Below are 13,128 nucleotides of genomic sequence, written 5' to 3'. Positions count from 1 at the left end.
ATAACCTGGAGCCGATCATGCGCGTCATTTTCATGGGTACGCCCGATTTCTCGGTCCCGGTTCTGGATGCGCTGGTCGATGCCGGGCATGAGATCGCCGCTGTCTACTGCCAACCGCCGCGCCCGGCGGGTCGCGGTAAGAAGGATCGACCAACCCCGGTTCATGCCCGGGCCGAGGCGCTGGGCCTGATGGTCCGCCATCCGGTATCGCTGAAATCACCCGAGGAACAGGCCGCCTTTGCCGCATTGAACGCCGATGTGGCGGTTGTCGTCGCTTATGGGCTGATCCTGCCACAAGCCATTCTGGATGCGCCCGCGCAGGGCTGTTTGAACATCCATGCCAGCCTGTTGCCGCGTTGGCGCGGCGCGGCCCCGATCCATCGCGCGATCATGGCGGGGGATGCGGAAACCGGTGTCTGTATCATGCAGATGGAGGCCGGTCTGGACACCGGCCCGGTCCTGCTGCGGCAAGCGACCCCGATTCAGTCTGAGGAAACGACGGCCCAGCTGCACGACCGCCTGTCAGTTATGGGTGCGGATCTGATCGTTGACGCGCTGAGCCGCCTGTCCGATCTGACGCCCGAGCCGCAGCCAGAGGATGGTGTGACCTATGCCTCGAAGATCGACAAGGCCGAGGCGCGGATCGATTGGTCGCGCTCGGCGGAACAGATCGACCGCCAGATTCGTGGCCTGTCGCCATTTCCGGGGGCCTGGACCGAAATGGACGGTGAGCGCATCAAATTGCTGGCCTCGCGCCGCGCAGACGGGCAGGGCCAGCCGGGGCAGGTGCTGAACGATGATCTGCATGTGGCTTGCGGGCAGGGCGCGGTCGAGCTGCTGCGCTTGCAAAGGGCTGGTAAAGGTGCGCAGGATCGGGAAACCTTTCTGCGCGGCTGTCCGATCCCGATCGGCACACGGCTGACATCGGAGTAACACTGAATGTTAATGGTCTTGATGGGTACAGTCGTGATCGCCGGGATCGTCGGATACCTGTCCGAGAAAACCGGCTTTACCCATAACGGCTATCTGCAATCGATCATCATCTGCGTCGGCGGGGCCTTCCTGTTCTATTTCGTGCGCATCATGTTCGGTATCAGCTTTGGCCCACCGGGGCTGAACGCGGTTTTGTCCTCAATCGGCGCGCTGATCATCGTGCCGACCCATTGGAGGAGATGACATGCCCGTCATCGCCCTGATCGTCATCGGCGCGGCTGCGGGTTTTCTGGCCACCCGCCTGATGCGGATCGAGGCTGATATCCCCACGACAATGCTGATCGGTATCGTGGGCGCTCTGGTCGGGGGTTTCCTGCTGCGCGCTTTAGCGACGATGATGGGGTGGTTGTCAGGTTTTGTCGGCGCGGTGCTGGGGGCTTTGCTGGTGATCTGGCTGTGGCAGGTCATCCGCCGCCGTTAGGCCTTGACCTTTCTCGGCATCACCCGCCAGATCACAGAAAATCTGATGACAGGTGGCCCATGTCCTATGATCTGAACTCCGGTGACGTCGCCCTGATGGGCGTTCCGCTGGACCTGCACTCTTCCTTTCTGCAAGGTCCGGCCTTCGCACCCGGACGCATTCGCGAGGCGCTGCATTCGGGTGCCGCCAATCTGACGGCCGAGGGTGGCACCGACCTTGGCGCAACCGAACGTTTCAGGGATACCGGCGATCTGGACGTGTTCGAGATGCGCGGGCAGGAGCCCATCAACCGGATCGAAGCCGGGGCCGCGCAGCGCATTTCGACCGGGGCGCGGTTGTTGTCGCTGGGGGGTGATCACTCGGTCGCGTTCCCTCTGATCAAGGCGCATGCCGAACGGTACGAGGAGTTGAACATCCTGCATATCGACGCGCATCCCGACCTTTACGACACGCAGGATATCGGCCCGCTGGGTCACGGCTGCCCGTTTGCGCGGGTGATGGAAAGCTGTCAGATCAACCGTCTGGTACAGGTCGGCATTCGCACCATGAACGCGCATCAGCGCGCGCAGGCCGACAAGTTCGGGGTCGAGGTGGTCGACATGCGCAACTGGCGCGCGGACTTGCAACTGTCTTTCGATGGGCCGGTTTACCTGTCGCTGGATCTGGATGCGCTGGACCCGGCCTTTGCGCCCGGCGTGTCCCACCACGAACCCGGCGGGCTGAGCACACGCGATGTGATCGACCTGATCCATCGCTTTGAAGGCCAATTGATCGGCGCGGATATTGTCGAGCTGAACCCGCATCGCGATCCCTATGGCATGACCGCGATGGTGGCCGCCAAATTCGTCAAGGAAATCGGCGCGCGGTTGTTGACGCGCTGAACCTAACGTTCGTCGCAGACGGCGGATGAGCCCAGTTGGGGTGCTGCGCGTGTGGTCATGTCGAACCGGTCCGCCTCGGCGGCGGTCATCCAGTGCATCTGGTCCGCAGGGGCGGCTTCTAGCGTGAACCAGTAAAACTCGTCATCGACGCCAATGTCCTGAAAGTAGTCCAGATAGCGGTCATGTTCGGGGTCATCCTCGGGCAACTCGGTTGCGACAATTCCCGACCCACTCCAACTGTGAACGCCGACGCAGGCGCCGGGGTGCAAGGTGCGGTTATGGCCAGCCAGAAACAGATCGGTGCCGCCTGATGCGACCAGACCGCCCGAGGGGACAACCGTGTCGAATCCTTCGTCATGGACAACGCGGCTGAAGACGACATTGGCGTCATCGTCCACCGAACCTTCGATGTACTGCAGAACAAGGGTCGAGGCCTGCGGGTTCTGTTCGATTGCATCTTCGAACGCATCCAATGTGGTGTGATCAATTGTGCCCGTGGCGATGATCTGATCGCCTTGGGCGACGAAACTCACTGGCGTGTAGGACTCGCCGCAGGCCGCCAACAGGGACAATCCCGCCAGAACCGACAATGCTTTCATCTGAAACCGCGCTCCGAATGGTTTTGCATTTGGTAGCAGCGCAGGGGCGAGCCGTCCATCTTGGCGCTATTGGCGGGGTGGGCGGGCCTTATAGACGGGCAATTGCCAGCCAAACAGCAGCGAACCGGCCCGTAGCGCCCAGCAGACCAATGCGCACAGGCCCAGCGTCAGAAGGCCATCCAATCCCAGCTTTGTCGCCAATACGGCAGTCAAAGCCCCCGCAAAGGCGCAGGACACATAGAGTTGCCCCTGTTTCAGGACCAACGGCACCTCATTGCAGACCACATCCCGCATCAATCCGCCCAGACATCCCGTTGTCACGCCCATCAACACAACGATGGTGCCGGACTGGTCCAGCGACAGGGCGGCACCCGTGCCAGCCGCAACGGCAATAGACAGGGCGAAACTGTCCAGCCAGACCAGCCAGTTATATCTGCTTTCAACCAAATGCGCCGTGAAAAACACCAACACTGCCGCTGCAACCGCGATCAGGATGTAATCTGGCTGGCCGACCCAAAAGACCGGATGCCGATCCAGCAGCAGGTCCCGCACGGTGCCGCCGCCCACGGCAGTCAGACAGGCGATGAAGGCAAAACCCACCAGATCAAGCTGTGCGCGACTGGCCACCAACGCTCCGGTCAGGGCAAAGATCAGAACCGAGGCATAGTCGAGCAGCGCAAGACCGCTCACGCCTGTGCCTTTTTGGGTTTGAACGGGGCCATGCCTGCACGGGCAAGCTCATCGGCTTTTTCGTTTTCCGGGTGGCCCGCATGGCCTTTGACCCATTCCCAGGTCACGTCATGCCGGTCTTGGGCGGTATCCAGACGTTGCCACAGGTCCACATTCTTGACGGGCTTTTTGTTCGAGGTTTTCCACCCGTTCCGCTTCCAGCCGAAAATCCACCCGGTCACGCCGTTTTTCACATAGGCGCTGTCGGTGACGATGGTGATGGTCGAGGGCCGCTCGAGCGTTTCAAGCGCGCTGATTGCGGCCAGCAATTCCATCCGGTTGTTGGTGGTCTCGGCCTCGCCACCTTTCAATTCGCGTTCTTTCAGAACGGTTTCCCCGTCCATTGCGCGCAGCAGCACGCCCCAGCCGCCCGGTCCGGGGTTGCCGGAACAGGCGCCATCCGTATAGGCAAACAGATCAGGCATGCGCGGCCAGCGAAATGAAGTCAGAGACCGAACCGTCCAGCCCGGTGCCGCTGCCAAGCCTTTGATCGGTGATGGTGAACCCTGCGTCTTTCAGATAGGTCTTCAATTCGTCCTCGGAGTAGTAACTATAATAGCGCCCCAAACGGTCGGGGCCTTCGCCTTCACCCAGTTTCATGGCGATGAAGAACGCACCGCCAGATTTCAAGGCGCGGTGAATGGCGCTGAGATGTGTGGGGAAGGCGGCGCGCGTGGCGTGCAGCAGGCTGAAATTGGCCCAGATGCCATCGTAGACCCCGTCAGCCTCCAGCGCGTCAAAGCTGGCATGGCGCGCCGAAACACCGGGATGGGCCGAGGCCAGCCTGACCATTTCGGCAGATGCATCCGTCGCGTCGACCTGCAACCCGGCTTGCGCCATCAGCGCGGCGGACGTTCCGGGCCCGCAGCCCAGATCCAGAACTCTGCCGCCTTCGGGCACGGCCTGAATAAATCGCGTCAGTTGTGGGTCGCCCGTATTGTCGTCATCCGTCAGCTCGGCATAGCGCGCGGCCTGCGCGTCATAGACGGAAATGGTGTCGCGGTCGCTCATAGGTAAACTCCAACGGCAAGACACATAAGCACGATGACGGTCAGCAGAATACGCAGCCGCATCCACCAGTTCGGGGCCAGACCCCAGTACCAGAACAGCGCGTCCAGCACCAAAAGCCCGGCAAAGCCGGTCATCAGGTTGGTACCGGCGGTTACCGGGCCGCCTCCGGTCATGAAAAAAGCCCAAAGCGCTGGAAGGACGGACAGCGTGTAGCCCACAGTTGCCTTGCTGCCCGAGGTCTTAGTGGCAAAGCCCCACAGCACGCCCGACATGAAGCTGAGGATCACCGAACCATAGAACAACTGAACGTAGGGGCCAACAAAACGCGGCCCGATCTCACGCGTGCCCCAGGCTTGCAGGTCCGCGTTCAGATAGGTCAATGCGCCCCAGGCAAACGGGATCAGACCCGCCAGACCCAGATAGAGTGCCGACTTGGGTACGCCGTTCACGCGGGTTGCCTCAGAACACGGGGGACTTTGAACTCGACGTTTTCCTTGGCGGTTTCGGCCAGTTCAACTGTCACATCGTAGTGCTCGCGAAACGCATCGATAACCTCGTTCACTAGCACTTCGGGGGCCGAGGCCCCGGCTGTGATCGCGACGCTTTTGATCCCCTCTAGCGCGCGCCAATCAATGTCGGGCGCGCGTTGCACCAATTGCGCATAGGTGCATCCGGCGCGCGATGCGACCTCGACCAATCGGCGTGAGTTTGACGAGTTCGGCGCGCCGACCACCAGCAAAGCGTCTGCTTTTGGGGCGACGGCCTTGACGGCCTCTTGCCGGTTGGTGGTGGCGTAACAGATGTCCTCCTTGTGGGGTCCCACAATGGCCGGGAAGCGCGCTTGCAAAGCGGCGATGATGTCCTTGGTGTCGTCAACCGACAGGGTGGTCTGGGTGACAAAGGCCAGCTTGTCGGGGGTGCGTACCTGAACTTCGGCCACGTCCTCGACCGTTTCGACAAGCAGCACCTCGCCTTCAGGCAGTTGCCCCATGGTGCCGACGGTTTCCGGATGCCCCTTGTGGCCGATCATGATCATCTGCAACCCGGCCTCATAGTGGCGCTGCGCCTCGATATGCACTTTCGAAACCAGAGGGCAGGTCGCGTCGACATAGATCATTTCGCGCTGAGACGCCTCGGCCGGTACCGATTTCGGCACGCCATGCGCAGAAAAGATCACCGGGCGGTCATCGGGGCATTCGTCCAGTTCGCTGACAAAAACAGCGCCTTTTTCGCGCAGCCCGTCGACAACGAATTTGTTGTGCACGATCTCATGGCGCACATAGACGGGTGGGCCCCATTTCTGCAGCGCCATCTCGACGATTTTGATGGCACGGTCTACGCCTGCGCAAAAGCCGCGCGGGGCGGCCAGATACAGTGTCAGTGGCGGCTTGGTCATGTCGCTGTCTCCTTACTGCACAGGTAAGTCTTTTCCCGGCCTTGGTCCAGACAGGACAGCGTCATTGATCTGACATGAATCGGTGCTAGCCAGACGATGTTTCAGAACCAATCCATAGTTAAGGAAGCGCGGCCAGGGTGGTGAATCCTGACCGCGCAAATTTTTCCATCGATGTCGGGCCGAAAGATCAGCCGCCCGAGGCAACCGCGACGCTGCGCGGTTCAGCGGGCATCTCGCGCGGAGGGCGGCCGATAACGTCCCGAAGATCTTCCAGTTCGATGAAGTTGTCCGCCTGGCGACGCAGCTCGTCCGAGATCATCGGCGGCTGGCTGCGGATGGTCGATACGACCGAAACGCGCACGCCCTGACGCTGCAGGCTGGCGATCAGCGGGCGGAAATCCCCATCGCCCGAGAACAGCACGATATGATCGACCCGTGGTGCAAGCTCCATGGCATCGACAGTCAGTTCGATATCCATGTTTCCTTTGACTTTCCGACGCCCCATGCTGTCGGTGTATTCCTTGGCCGGTTTTGTGACCATGGTGAAGCCATTGTAATGCAGCCAGTCCACCAATGGGCGGATCGGCGAATATTCGTCATTTTCAAGCAGCGCTGTGTAGTAAAAGGCCCGAAGCAACTTGCCACGGCGCATGAATTCCTGCCGCAGAAGTTTGTAGTCGATGTCGAACCCGAGTGCTTTGGCGGCGGCATAAAGATTTGAGCCGTCGATGAACAGCGCTAGCCGTTCGTCTTTATAAAACATAAATATTTCCTTCCGGTACAATGCAGCGCGTTGAGTGATTGGTGTGTGAGTGTAAATATGTCGCGCTGTAGTGACCCTATAATTAGGGCTTTTGTTGGCCATCGCAAGTATGCAGTGCGCCGAACATAGGAAGATACATGAGCGATTCCGCGCGAAATGCTATAGTTGCCCTAGGGGCAAATCTCAATTTGAGAGGATTTGGACCCGAAGTGACACTTCGACGCGCCCTTGACGCGCTTTCACGTCATGGGGTGGTGATTCGCGCTGTCAGCCGGTTTTTTGCGACCCCCTGTTTCCCCGCAGGGGCGGGGCCGGATTACGTGAATGCGGCGGCGGCGATCGACACTGACCTTTCGCCGCCAGAGCTTTTGGACGTGCTGCATGCGATCGAGCATGAGTTTGGGCGCGAGCGTATACAGCGATGGGGAATGCGGACGCTTGATCTGGATCTGGTGTGCTATGCGGATAGGGTTATGCCTGACAAGGCCACCTATGCGCACTGGCTGGATCTGGCCCCGGATGAACAACGGAAGGCGGCGCCGGATCAGTTGATTCTGCCCCATCCCCGCCTTCAGGACAGGGCGTTTGTGCTGGTTCCAATGGCGGATATTGCGCCGGATTGGTGCCACCCGGTGTTGCAGCAGACAGTCACACAGATGGTTGCAGCTTTGCCTGCCGGGGATGTTCAGGCCGTCACGCCCCTGTGATCCCTGCTTTTGCGGCATTTCGTGCTTGTCAAGGCGGGCAATCGGTCTTAGATAAGCCTCTTCCTGACATGGATTCAGTAACGGAGAGCGCCCCATGGCCCGCGTGACGGTTGAAGATTGCGTTGACAAGGTTCCAAACCGGTTCGAACTGGTGATGCTGGCGGCCCACCGGGCGCGCGAGATTTCTGCCGGCGGTCCGATCACTGTGGACCGTGACAACGACAAAAACCCCGTCGTTTCCCTGCGCGAGATCGCCGATGAAACCCAAAGCGCGGACGAACTGCGCGAGCGTCTGATCGAGGCCAACCAAACCCAGATCGAGGTGGACGAGCCGGAAGAAGATCAGATGGCGCTGCTGATGGGTGCGGAATCCGACAAGCCTGCGGATGACGATATGTCCGAAGAGAAGCTTCTGCGCGCTCTGATGGAGGCTCAAGGCCAGGGCTAAGCCCCAAGCTACACGAAGGTGCGGACCGGATGATCTCTGCTGACGACCTGATTGCGCTGGTCCGCAATTACAACCCCAAGACTAATGCTGATCGCATCGCCCGGGCCTATGAGTTCGGTATGCAGATGCACGAGGGGCAGTTCCGCCACTCGGGCGAGCCCTATTTCACCCATCCCGTTGCCGTTGCCGCTATTCTGACCGAACAGCGTTTGGATGATGCGACCATCATCACGGCCCTGCTGCACGACACGATCGAGGACACAAAGGCCAGCTATGGCAAAGTGGCCGATCTGTTCGGGAATGAGGTTGCCGAGCTTGTCGATGGTGTCACCAAGCTGACCAACCTGCAACTGTCCAGCCGGGAAACCAAACAGGCGGAAAACTTCCGCAAACTGTTCATGGCCATGTCCAAGGACCTGCGGGTCATTCTGGTCAAGCTGGCCGACCGTCTGCACAATATGCGCACGATCAAGGCGATGCGCCCGGAAAAGCAGGTAATCAAGGCGCGTGAGACGATGGATATCTACGCGCCGCTTGCGGGCCGGATGGGGATGCAATGGATGCGTGAGGAGTTGGAAGACCTCGCCTTTCGCGTCCTGAACCCCGAAGGCCGCCAATCGATCATCCGCCGCTTCATCACGCTGCAACGGGAAACCGGAGACGTGATCCACCGCATCACCGGCGACATGCGGCACGAGCTGGACAAGGCCGGGATCGAGGCCGAGGTGTTTGGCCGCGCCAAGAAACCCTATTCGATCTGGCGCAAGATGCAGGAAAAGGATCAGGGCTTTTCCCGCCTGTCCGACATCTACGGGTTCCGCATCATCACGCCCAGCGAAGAGGATTGCTATCGCACCCTCGGCGCAATTCACCAGCGCTGGCGCGCGGTGCCGGGGCGGTTCAAGGATTACATCAGTCAGCCGAAATCAAACGGCTACCGCTCGATCCACACCACGGTGTCGGGCCGCGATGGCAAACGGGTCGAGGTGCAGATCCGCACCCGTCAAATGCATGATGTGGCCGAAACCGGCGTTGCGGCGCATTGGTCCTATCGCGATGGGGTGCGCACGGAAAACCCGTTTGCCGTTGACCCGGCCAAGTGGATTTCCAACCTGACCGAGCAGTTCGATAATGAGGAGGATCACGAGGACTTCCTCGAGGCTGTGAAGCTTGAGATGTACTCCGATCAGGTGTTCTGCTTTACGCCCAAGGGCGACGTGGTGAAGCTGCCGCGTGGGGCGACGCCGATCGATTTTGCCTATGCAATCCACACCCGCATTGGCCATGCCTGCGTGGGGGCCAAGGTCGATGGCATCCGCGTGCCGTTGTGGACCCGTCTCAAGAACGGTCAATCGGTGGACATCATCACCGCCGATGGTCAGACGCCGCAGGTCACATGGCTTGAGATCGCGGTCACCGGCAAGGCCCGCACGGCCATTCGGCGCGCCCTGCGCGAAGTCGACCGCGAGCGATTTATCAAATTGGGCAAGGAACTGGCGCGTTCAGGCTTTGAGCATGTGGGGCGCAAGGCAACCGACAAAGCGCTGGATACCGCCGCCAAACACCTGCGCCTGAAGGATCGCCACGAATTGCTGGCCCGTCTGGGCAGCGCCGAACTGACCGCCCATGACGTGGTCGAGGCGGTTTACCCCGAACTGACCAAGGACGAAGGTGACGCCATCCCGCTGCGCCGCGCGGTGATCGGCCTGGAACCGGGGCAGAAGTTCGACCGCGCGCCCTGCTGCCAGCCCTTGCCCGGTGAACGCATCGTCGGCATTACCTATCGCGGCAAGGGCGTGGTCGTGCATGCCATTGATTGCGACCGTCTGGGCGAGTTTGAAAATGAACCCGAACGCTGGGTCGATCTGCACTGGCATTCCGGCACACACCCCGCCGTTTATGGCGCGACGCTGGATCTGACCATTGGCAATGACGCCGGTGTGTTGGGGCGCATTTGCACATTGATCGGCGAGAAAAAGGCCAATATCTCGAACCTGGAATTCGTTGACCGGAAACCGGATTTTTACCGCCTGCTGATCAATGTGGAACTGCGCGATCTGGAACAGTTGCATTCCCTGATGCTGACGCTTGAGGCTGAAAGCGACGTCGCCGCTGTCGAGCGATACCGGGACCGGGCCAAAACACCCGTTTCGGCCGGCTGAGAAGGGGTGATCAGGAGTGGTTTTCAAGCGCCGAGATCGACGCTCGCCTGTCCAGATCGCATCGGAATTTGTCTATCCGCGTGGCGGTTGGACACGCGCGTTTCATTATGTCAAACACCGCGTCCGTCGCCTGCCGGACTCGCCTGAACGTATTGCACGTGGCATCGCAGCAGGCGTTTTTGCAGCCTTCACACCGTTTTACGGCCTGCATTTCGTCGTAGCTGCCATTGGTGCCCGGCTGATCAACGGCAACATACTGGCCGCCCTAAGCGGCACGTTCTTCGGCAACCCGCTAACCTATGTTCCGATCGGTGTGATCTGCCTGCAGACGGGGCATTTCCTGCTGGGCACCGAATTCGAAAAAAGCGAAACCCGCGGCCTGATGGGCAAATTTGCCGACGCGATGGGGGACCTCAAGAACAATTTCCTCGCGATGTTCACCGACCGCATTGCCGACTGGCACGGTCTGAGCGTTTTCTACCGCGAGGTTTTCTATCCCTACATGATCGGTGGTGTCCTGCCCGGCATTCTGGCTGGGCTGATCTGTGGCTATCTGAGCCTGCCCCTGATCCGCAGCTATCAGAATCGCCGACGCGCCAAAATCAAGGCGAAGTTTGAAGAAATCAAACGTCTGGCCGAAGCAAAGCCTGACGTTTCCGTGCAAAAGGCTCTAGGTTCGGGTCAAACCGTGAAAAAGGAATCGCGTGATGTCTGACAACCACTTGCGTCTTGGTGTAAATATCGACCACGTGGCCACCGTGCGCAACGCGCGTGGCGGGGCCTATCCCGACCCGCTGCGCGCCGCCAAACTGGCCGAAGAGGCCGGGGCCGATGGCATCACCGCCCATTTGCGCGAAGACCGCCGTCATATCTCGGATGCTGATATCGACGGGCTGATGGAGGTTCTGTCGGTGCCTTTGAATTTCGAAATGGCCGCGACGGACGAAATGCAGAAAATCGCCCTGCGCCACAAACCTCATGCCGTTTGCATCGTTCCCGAAAAGCGCGAGGAACGCACCACCGAAGGCGGGCTTGAAGTCGCGCGCGAGGAAAACAAGCTGGCCCATTTCATCGCCCCTCTTCGCGATGTCGGCTGCCGTGTCTCGATCTTCATCGCTGCCGATCAGCGCCAGATCGAGGCTGCTCACCGCATCGGGGCCGAGGTGATCGAACTGCACACCGGCGCCTATTGCGATGCCCATGCCGAAGGTCGCATGGAAGACGCCGCCCGCGAGCTGGAGGCCCTGCGCCAGATGTCCACCTTCGCCCATTCGCTGGGCCTTGAGGTTCACGCGGGCCATGGCCTGACCTACGACACGGTACAACCGGTCGCGGCCTTCCCCGAGGTGCGCGAGTTGAATATCGGCCATTTCCTGATCGGCGAGTCGATCTTTCTGGGCCTGTCTCCTGCTATTACCGAAATGCGCCGCCTGATGGACGAGGCGCGGGCGTGATCACGCCTGGCTTCATAGCCATCTGGTTGGCCTGGCTGATGGCCGGAGGCTCTCCGGGCCCGGCGACCATGGGCATCGCCGGAACCGCCATGAACGAAGGCCGCCGCGCCGGTCTGGTCTTTGCGCTGGGCATCTGCGCGGGCTCTGCTGCCTGGGGCATTGCCGCCGCGCTGGGCCTGTCGGCGATCATGCTGGCCAATGTCTGGGCGTTTGAAGTGATCCGTTATATCGGTGTTGCCTATCTGGGCTGGCTGGCCCTCAAGGCCCTGCGCCGGGCGATGACTTCCGACGAGGTGGCGCTGGGCAATCCGGTCACAGGGTCTCTGCCGACGATCTTTGCAAAAGGAGCGGCGATCCACCTGACGAACCCGAAGGCAATCGTCAGCTGGGGATCGATCTACGCCATCGTCGCGCCGAACGACGCCAGCCTTGCGATGCTGTTGGGTTATTTCGCTATGCTCTACGCAGGCTCACTGCTGATCTTCATCGGCTACGCCTTCCTGTTCTCGTCCGAGCGTATGGTCCGCACCTACCGCCGCGCCCGCCGCTGGTTTGATTTCGCCTTTGCCGGGTTCTTCGGGGTGGCGAGTTACAAGATTTTGACGGTACGGTTGTCGTGATGAAACTACACGAGACAGCAAGCCCATTGAAAACGCTCTTCAAATCTCACGAAGATGTTGGCTTGAACCGTCTCGGCTTTTTGTGCTTCGTCTTCGTCGATCTGATTGGACTGTATCTAATAAAGTGGTGGTTCGAATTCGAATGGCCATTCGCAACCCTTCCACTGGGACTGGCGATGTTTTTGGCTGCCACGTCCTACGGAATGGACAAAGGTATTCGCGGCAAGCCTCTTGGCGATAGCTACAAAAGTTGGATCATCGCCCGTCAGATGGTTCTCACAACTTTGGCGGCGGTGGCGGTGCTGATAACTTTCGCACTCGTTTTCGATGGCCCTTCAGATATCAACGTTCTGAGCAACACGGCCCTGATAGCAGGTGCCGAGTTGGCGCTTTGTATTATCGTTTCATTTTTGCTGTGCCGCTATGCTTTCGTTTTCGGAGTTAAGCGAGGATATTCGACCTTTCTGAAAATGGAAAAGACAAGCCAATGATCCTCGGCATCGGCACAGACCTCGCGAATATCGACCGCATTCAGGGCACGCTCGACCGCTTCGGCGACCGGTTTCGCAACCGCGTCTTCACCGAGATCGAACAGCGCAAGGCCGAGCGCCGCCATGACACCGCCGGAACCTACGCCAAACGCTGGGCCGCGAAAGAGGCATGCTCCAAGGCGTTGGGCACCGGATTGCGCATGGGGATCGCGTGGAAGGATATGGCCGTCACCAATCTGAAAACCGGCCAGCCTGTGATGCACGTGACCGGCTGGGCGGCCGAGCGCCTCAAGGAAATGACCCCCGAAGGGCACGAGGCCATCATCCATGTCACCCTGACGGATGATCATCCTTGGGCCCAAGCCTTTGTGGTGATCGAGGCACGTGTCGTCACAGACCCGGACGCAGCCTTGACTCACCCCCAACCGACCCGCATGTAGCACCCAACAATCCA

Annotated in this window: 19 protein-coding genes; 12 read left to right on the top strand and 7 right to left on the bottom strand. The window is 60.1% G+C overall.

Going from position 1 to position 13,128, the window contains the following annotated elements; translation table 11 throughout:
- The first annotated feature begins 17 nt into the window (after positions 1 to 17).
- From fmt to speB, 4 genes are read left to right on the top strand one after another with little or no spacing between them, the layout of a single operon-like run.
- Positions 18 to 932: a methionyl-tRNA formyltransferase gene (gene fmt / locus ACR0C9_RS17335; RefSeq protein WP_170454683.1), complete on the top strand. Its 915-nt coding sequence runs from the start codon at positions 18 to 20 to the stop codon at positions 930 to 932.
- 6 nt (positions 933 to 938) lie between these two features.
- Positions 939 to 1,175 (top strand): hypothetical protein, encoded by a 237-nt coding sequence (locus tag ACR0C9_RS17330; RefSeq protein ID WP_480781565.1) that lies wholly within the window; start codon positions 939 to 941, stop codon positions 1,173 to 1,175.
- 1 nt (position 1,176) lies between these two features.
- Positions 1,177 to 1,413 carry a GlsB/YeaQ/YmgE family stress response membrane protein gene (locus ACR0C9_RS17325; RefSeq protein ID WP_170454679.1) on the top strand — a complete coding sequence of 79 codons (237 nt, stop codon included), beginning with the start codon at positions 1,177 to 1,179 and terminating at the stop codon, positions 1,411 to 1,413.
- A 59-nt stretch (positions 1,414 to 1,472) separates the two neighbouring features.
- Positions 1,473 to 2,294 (top strand): agmatinase, encoded by an 822-nt coding sequence (speB, locus tag ACR0C9_RS17320; RefSeq protein WP_480781564.1) that lies wholly within the window; start codon positions 1,473 to 1,475, stop codon positions 2,292 to 2,294.
- Between the two features lie 2 nt (positions 2,295 to 2,296).
- On the opposite strand, the gene ACR0C9_RS17315 is transcribed toward speB, so the two are convergent.
- The 7 genes from ACR0C9_RS17315 to ACR0C9_RS17285 form a co-directional block, all read right to left on the bottom strand.
- Positions 2,297 to 2,893, bottom strand: coding sequence for a Clp protease/crotonase-like domain-containing protein (locus ACR0C9_RS17315; protein WP_170454675.1), 597 nt, complete (start codon positions 2,891 to 2,893; stop codon positions 2,297 to 2,299).
- A gap of 66 nt (positions 2,894 to 2,959) precedes the next feature.
- Entirely contained in the window at positions 2,960 to 3,583 is a 624-nt protein-coding gene (locus ACR0C9_RS17310) for a trimeric intracellular cation channel family protein (protein ID WP_170454673.1), read from the bottom strand.
- Complete coding sequence (gene rnhA / locus ACR0C9_RS17305; RefSeq protein WP_170454671.1) at positions 3,580 to 4,047, bottom strand: ribonuclease HI; 468 nt, start codon at positions 4,045 to 4,047, stop codon at positions 3,580 to 3,582. Before rnhA ends, ACR0C9_RS17310 begins: the two co-directional genes overlap by 4 nt.
- Entirely contained in the window at positions 4,040 to 4,633 is a 594-nt protein-coding gene (locus tag ACR0C9_RS17300) for a class I SAM-dependent DNA methyltransferase (RefSeq protein ID WP_480781563.1), read from the bottom strand. The genes rnhA and ACR0C9_RS17300 overlap by 8 nt, the downstream gene beginning before the upstream one ends.
- Complete coding sequence (locus ACR0C9_RS17295) at positions 4,630 to 5,082, bottom strand: DUF3429 domain-containing protein (protein WP_480585349.1); 453 nt, start codon at positions 5,080 to 5,082, stop codon at positions 4,630 to 4,632. The genes ACR0C9_RS17300 and ACR0C9_RS17295 overlap by 4 nt, the downstream gene beginning before the upstream one ends.
- Positions 5,079 to 6,029 carry a 4-hydroxy-3-methylbut-2-enyl diphosphate reductase gene (gene ispH, locus ACR0C9_RS17290; protein WP_170520277.1) on the bottom strand — a complete coding sequence of 317 codons (951 nt, stop codon included), beginning with the start codon at positions 6,027 to 6,029 and terminating at the stop codon, positions 5,079 to 5,081. Before ispH ends, ACR0C9_RS17295 begins: the two co-directional genes overlap by 4 nt.
- A gap of 187 nt (positions 6,030 to 6,216) precedes the next feature.
- Positions 6,217 to 6,792, bottom strand: coding sequence for a LabA-like NYN domain-containing protein (locus ACR0C9_RS17285; RefSeq protein WP_170520280.1), 576 nt, complete (start codon positions 6,790 to 6,792; stop codon positions 6,217 to 6,219).
- Between the two features lie 137 nt (positions 6,793 to 6,929).
- Between ACR0C9_RS17285 and folK the strand changes: the two genes are divergently transcribed.
- The 8 genes from folK to acpS all read left to right on the top strand — a co-directional run bounded on the left by folK (position 6,930) and on the right by acpS (position 13,114).
- The gene (gene folK, locus ACR0C9_RS17280; RefSeq protein ID WP_480781562.1) at positions 6,930 to 7,499 is read left to right on the top strand and encodes a 2-amino-4-hydroxy-6-hydroxymethyldihydropteridine diphosphokinase; all 570 of its coding nucleotides are present in this window, start codon (positions 6,930 to 6,932) and stop codon (positions 7,497 to 7,499) included.
- A gap of 94 nt (positions 7,500 to 7,593) precedes the next feature.
- Entirely contained in the window at positions 7,594 to 7,947 is a 354-nt protein-coding gene (gene rpoZ / locus ACR0C9_RS17275; protein WP_010437681.1) for a DNA-directed RNA polymerase subunit omega, read from the top strand.
- A 29-nt stretch (positions 7,948 to 7,976) separates the two neighbouring features.
- Complete coding sequence (locus ACR0C9_RS17270) at positions 7,977 to 10,109, top strand: RelA/SpoT family protein (protein WP_170454659.1); 2,133 nt, start codon at positions 7,977 to 7,979, stop codon at positions 10,107 to 10,109.
- Between the two features lie 16 nt (positions 10,110 to 10,125).
- Complete coding sequence (locus ACR0C9_RS17265; protein ID WP_170454657.1) at positions 10,126 to 10,824, top strand: DUF2062 domain-containing protein; 699 nt, start codon at positions 10,126 to 10,128, stop codon at positions 10,822 to 10,824.
- Complete coding sequence (locus ACR0C9_RS17260; protein WP_170454654.1) at positions 10,817 to 11,563, top strand: pyridoxine 5'-phosphate synthase; 747 nt, start codon at positions 10,817 to 10,819, stop codon at positions 11,561 to 11,563. The genes ACR0C9_RS17265 and ACR0C9_RS17260 overlap by 8 nt, the downstream gene beginning before the upstream one ends.
- Positions 11,560 to 12,183 (top strand): LysE family translocator, encoded by a 624-nt coding sequence (locus ACR0C9_RS17255; RefSeq protein ID WP_170454652.1) that lies wholly within the window; start codon positions 11,560 to 11,562, stop codon positions 12,181 to 12,183. Before ACR0C9_RS17260 ends, ACR0C9_RS17255 begins: the two co-directional genes overlap by 4 nt.
- Positions 12,183 to 12,674, top strand: a complete 492-nt coding sequence (locus ACR0C9_RS17250; protein ID WP_170624239.1) for a hypothetical protein — start codon at positions 12,183 to 12,185, stop codon at positions 12,672 to 12,674. The genes ACR0C9_RS17255 and ACR0C9_RS17250 overlap by 1 nt, the downstream gene beginning before the upstream one ends.
- The gene (acpS, locus tag ACR0C9_RS17245; protein WP_170454649.1) at positions 12,671 to 13,114 is read left to right on the top strand and encodes a holo-ACP synthase; all 444 of its coding nucleotides are present in this window, start codon (positions 12,671 to 12,673) and stop codon (positions 13,112 to 13,114) included. Before ACR0C9_RS17250 ends, acpS begins: the two co-directional genes overlap by 4 nt.
- Positions 13,115 to 13,128 lie beyond the last annotated feature (14 nt).

The organism is Ruegeria sp. C12 (genome assembly GCF_056537745.1).
The sequence above is the reverse complement of the archived record's forward strand: the minus strand, read 5'-3'. Positions and strand labels throughout refer to the sequence as shown.

Excerpts from the sequence above, each read along its gene's own strand:
- fmt (WP_170454683.1), top strand. The coding sequence starts at position 18 with ATGCGCGTCATTTTCATGGGTACGCCCGATTTCTCGGTCCCGGTTCTG.
- ACR0C9_RS17330 (WP_480781565.1), top strand. The coding sequence starts at position 939 with ATGTTAATGGTCTTGATGGGTACAGTCGTGATCGCCGGGATCGTCGGA.
- ACR0C9_RS17325 (WP_170454679.1), top strand. The coding sequence starts at position 1,177 with ATGCCCGTCATCGCCCTGATCGTCATCGGCGCGGCTGCGGGTTTTCTG.
- speB (WP_480781564.1), top strand. The coding sequence starts at position 1,473 with ATGTCCTATGATCTGAACTCCGGTGACGTCGCCCTGATGGGCGTTCCG.
- ACR0C9_RS17315 (WP_170454675.1), bottom strand. The coding sequence starts at position 2,893 with ATGAAAGCATTGTCGGTTCTGGCGGGATTGTCCCTGTTGGCGGCCTGC.
- rnhA (WP_170454671.1), bottom strand. The coding sequence starts at position 4,047 with ATGCCTGATCTGTTTGCCTATACGGATGGCGCCTGTTCCGGCAACCCC.
- ACR0C9_RS17300 (WP_480781563.1), bottom strand. The coding sequence starts at position 4,633 with ATGAGCGACCGCGACACCATTTCCGTCTATGACGCGCAGGCCGCGCGC.
- ispH (WP_170520277.1), bottom strand. The coding sequence starts at position 6,029 with ATGACCAAGCCGCCACTGACACTGTATCTGGCCGCCCCGCGCGGCTTT.
- ACR0C9_RS17285 (WP_170520280.1), bottom strand. The coding sequence starts at position 6,792 with ATGTTTTATAAAGACGAACGGCTAGCGCTGTTCATCGACGGCTCAAAT.
- folK (WP_480781562.1), top strand. The coding sequence starts at position 6,930 with ATGAGCGATTCCGCGCGAAATGCTATAGTTGCCCTAGGGGCAAATCTC.
- rpoZ (WP_010437681.1), top strand. The coding sequence starts at position 7,594 with ATGGCCCGCGTGACGGTTGAAGATTGCGTTGACAAGGTTCCAAACCGG.
- ACR0C9_RS17270 (WP_170454659.1), top strand. The coding sequence starts at position 7,977 with ATGATCTCTGCTGACGACCTGATTGCGCTGGTCCGCAATTACAACCCC.
- ACR0C9_RS17260 (WP_170454654.1), top strand. The coding sequence starts at position 10,817 with ATGTCTGACAACCACTTGCGTCTTGGTGTAAATATCGACCACGTGGCC.
- ACR0C9_RS17250 (WP_170624239.1), top strand. The coding sequence starts at position 12,183 with ATGAAACTACACGAGACAGCAAGCCCATTGAAAACGCTCTTCAAATCT.
- acpS (WP_170454649.1), top strand. The coding sequence starts at position 12,671 with ATGATCCTCGGCATCGGCACAGACCTCGCGAATATCGACCGCATTCAG.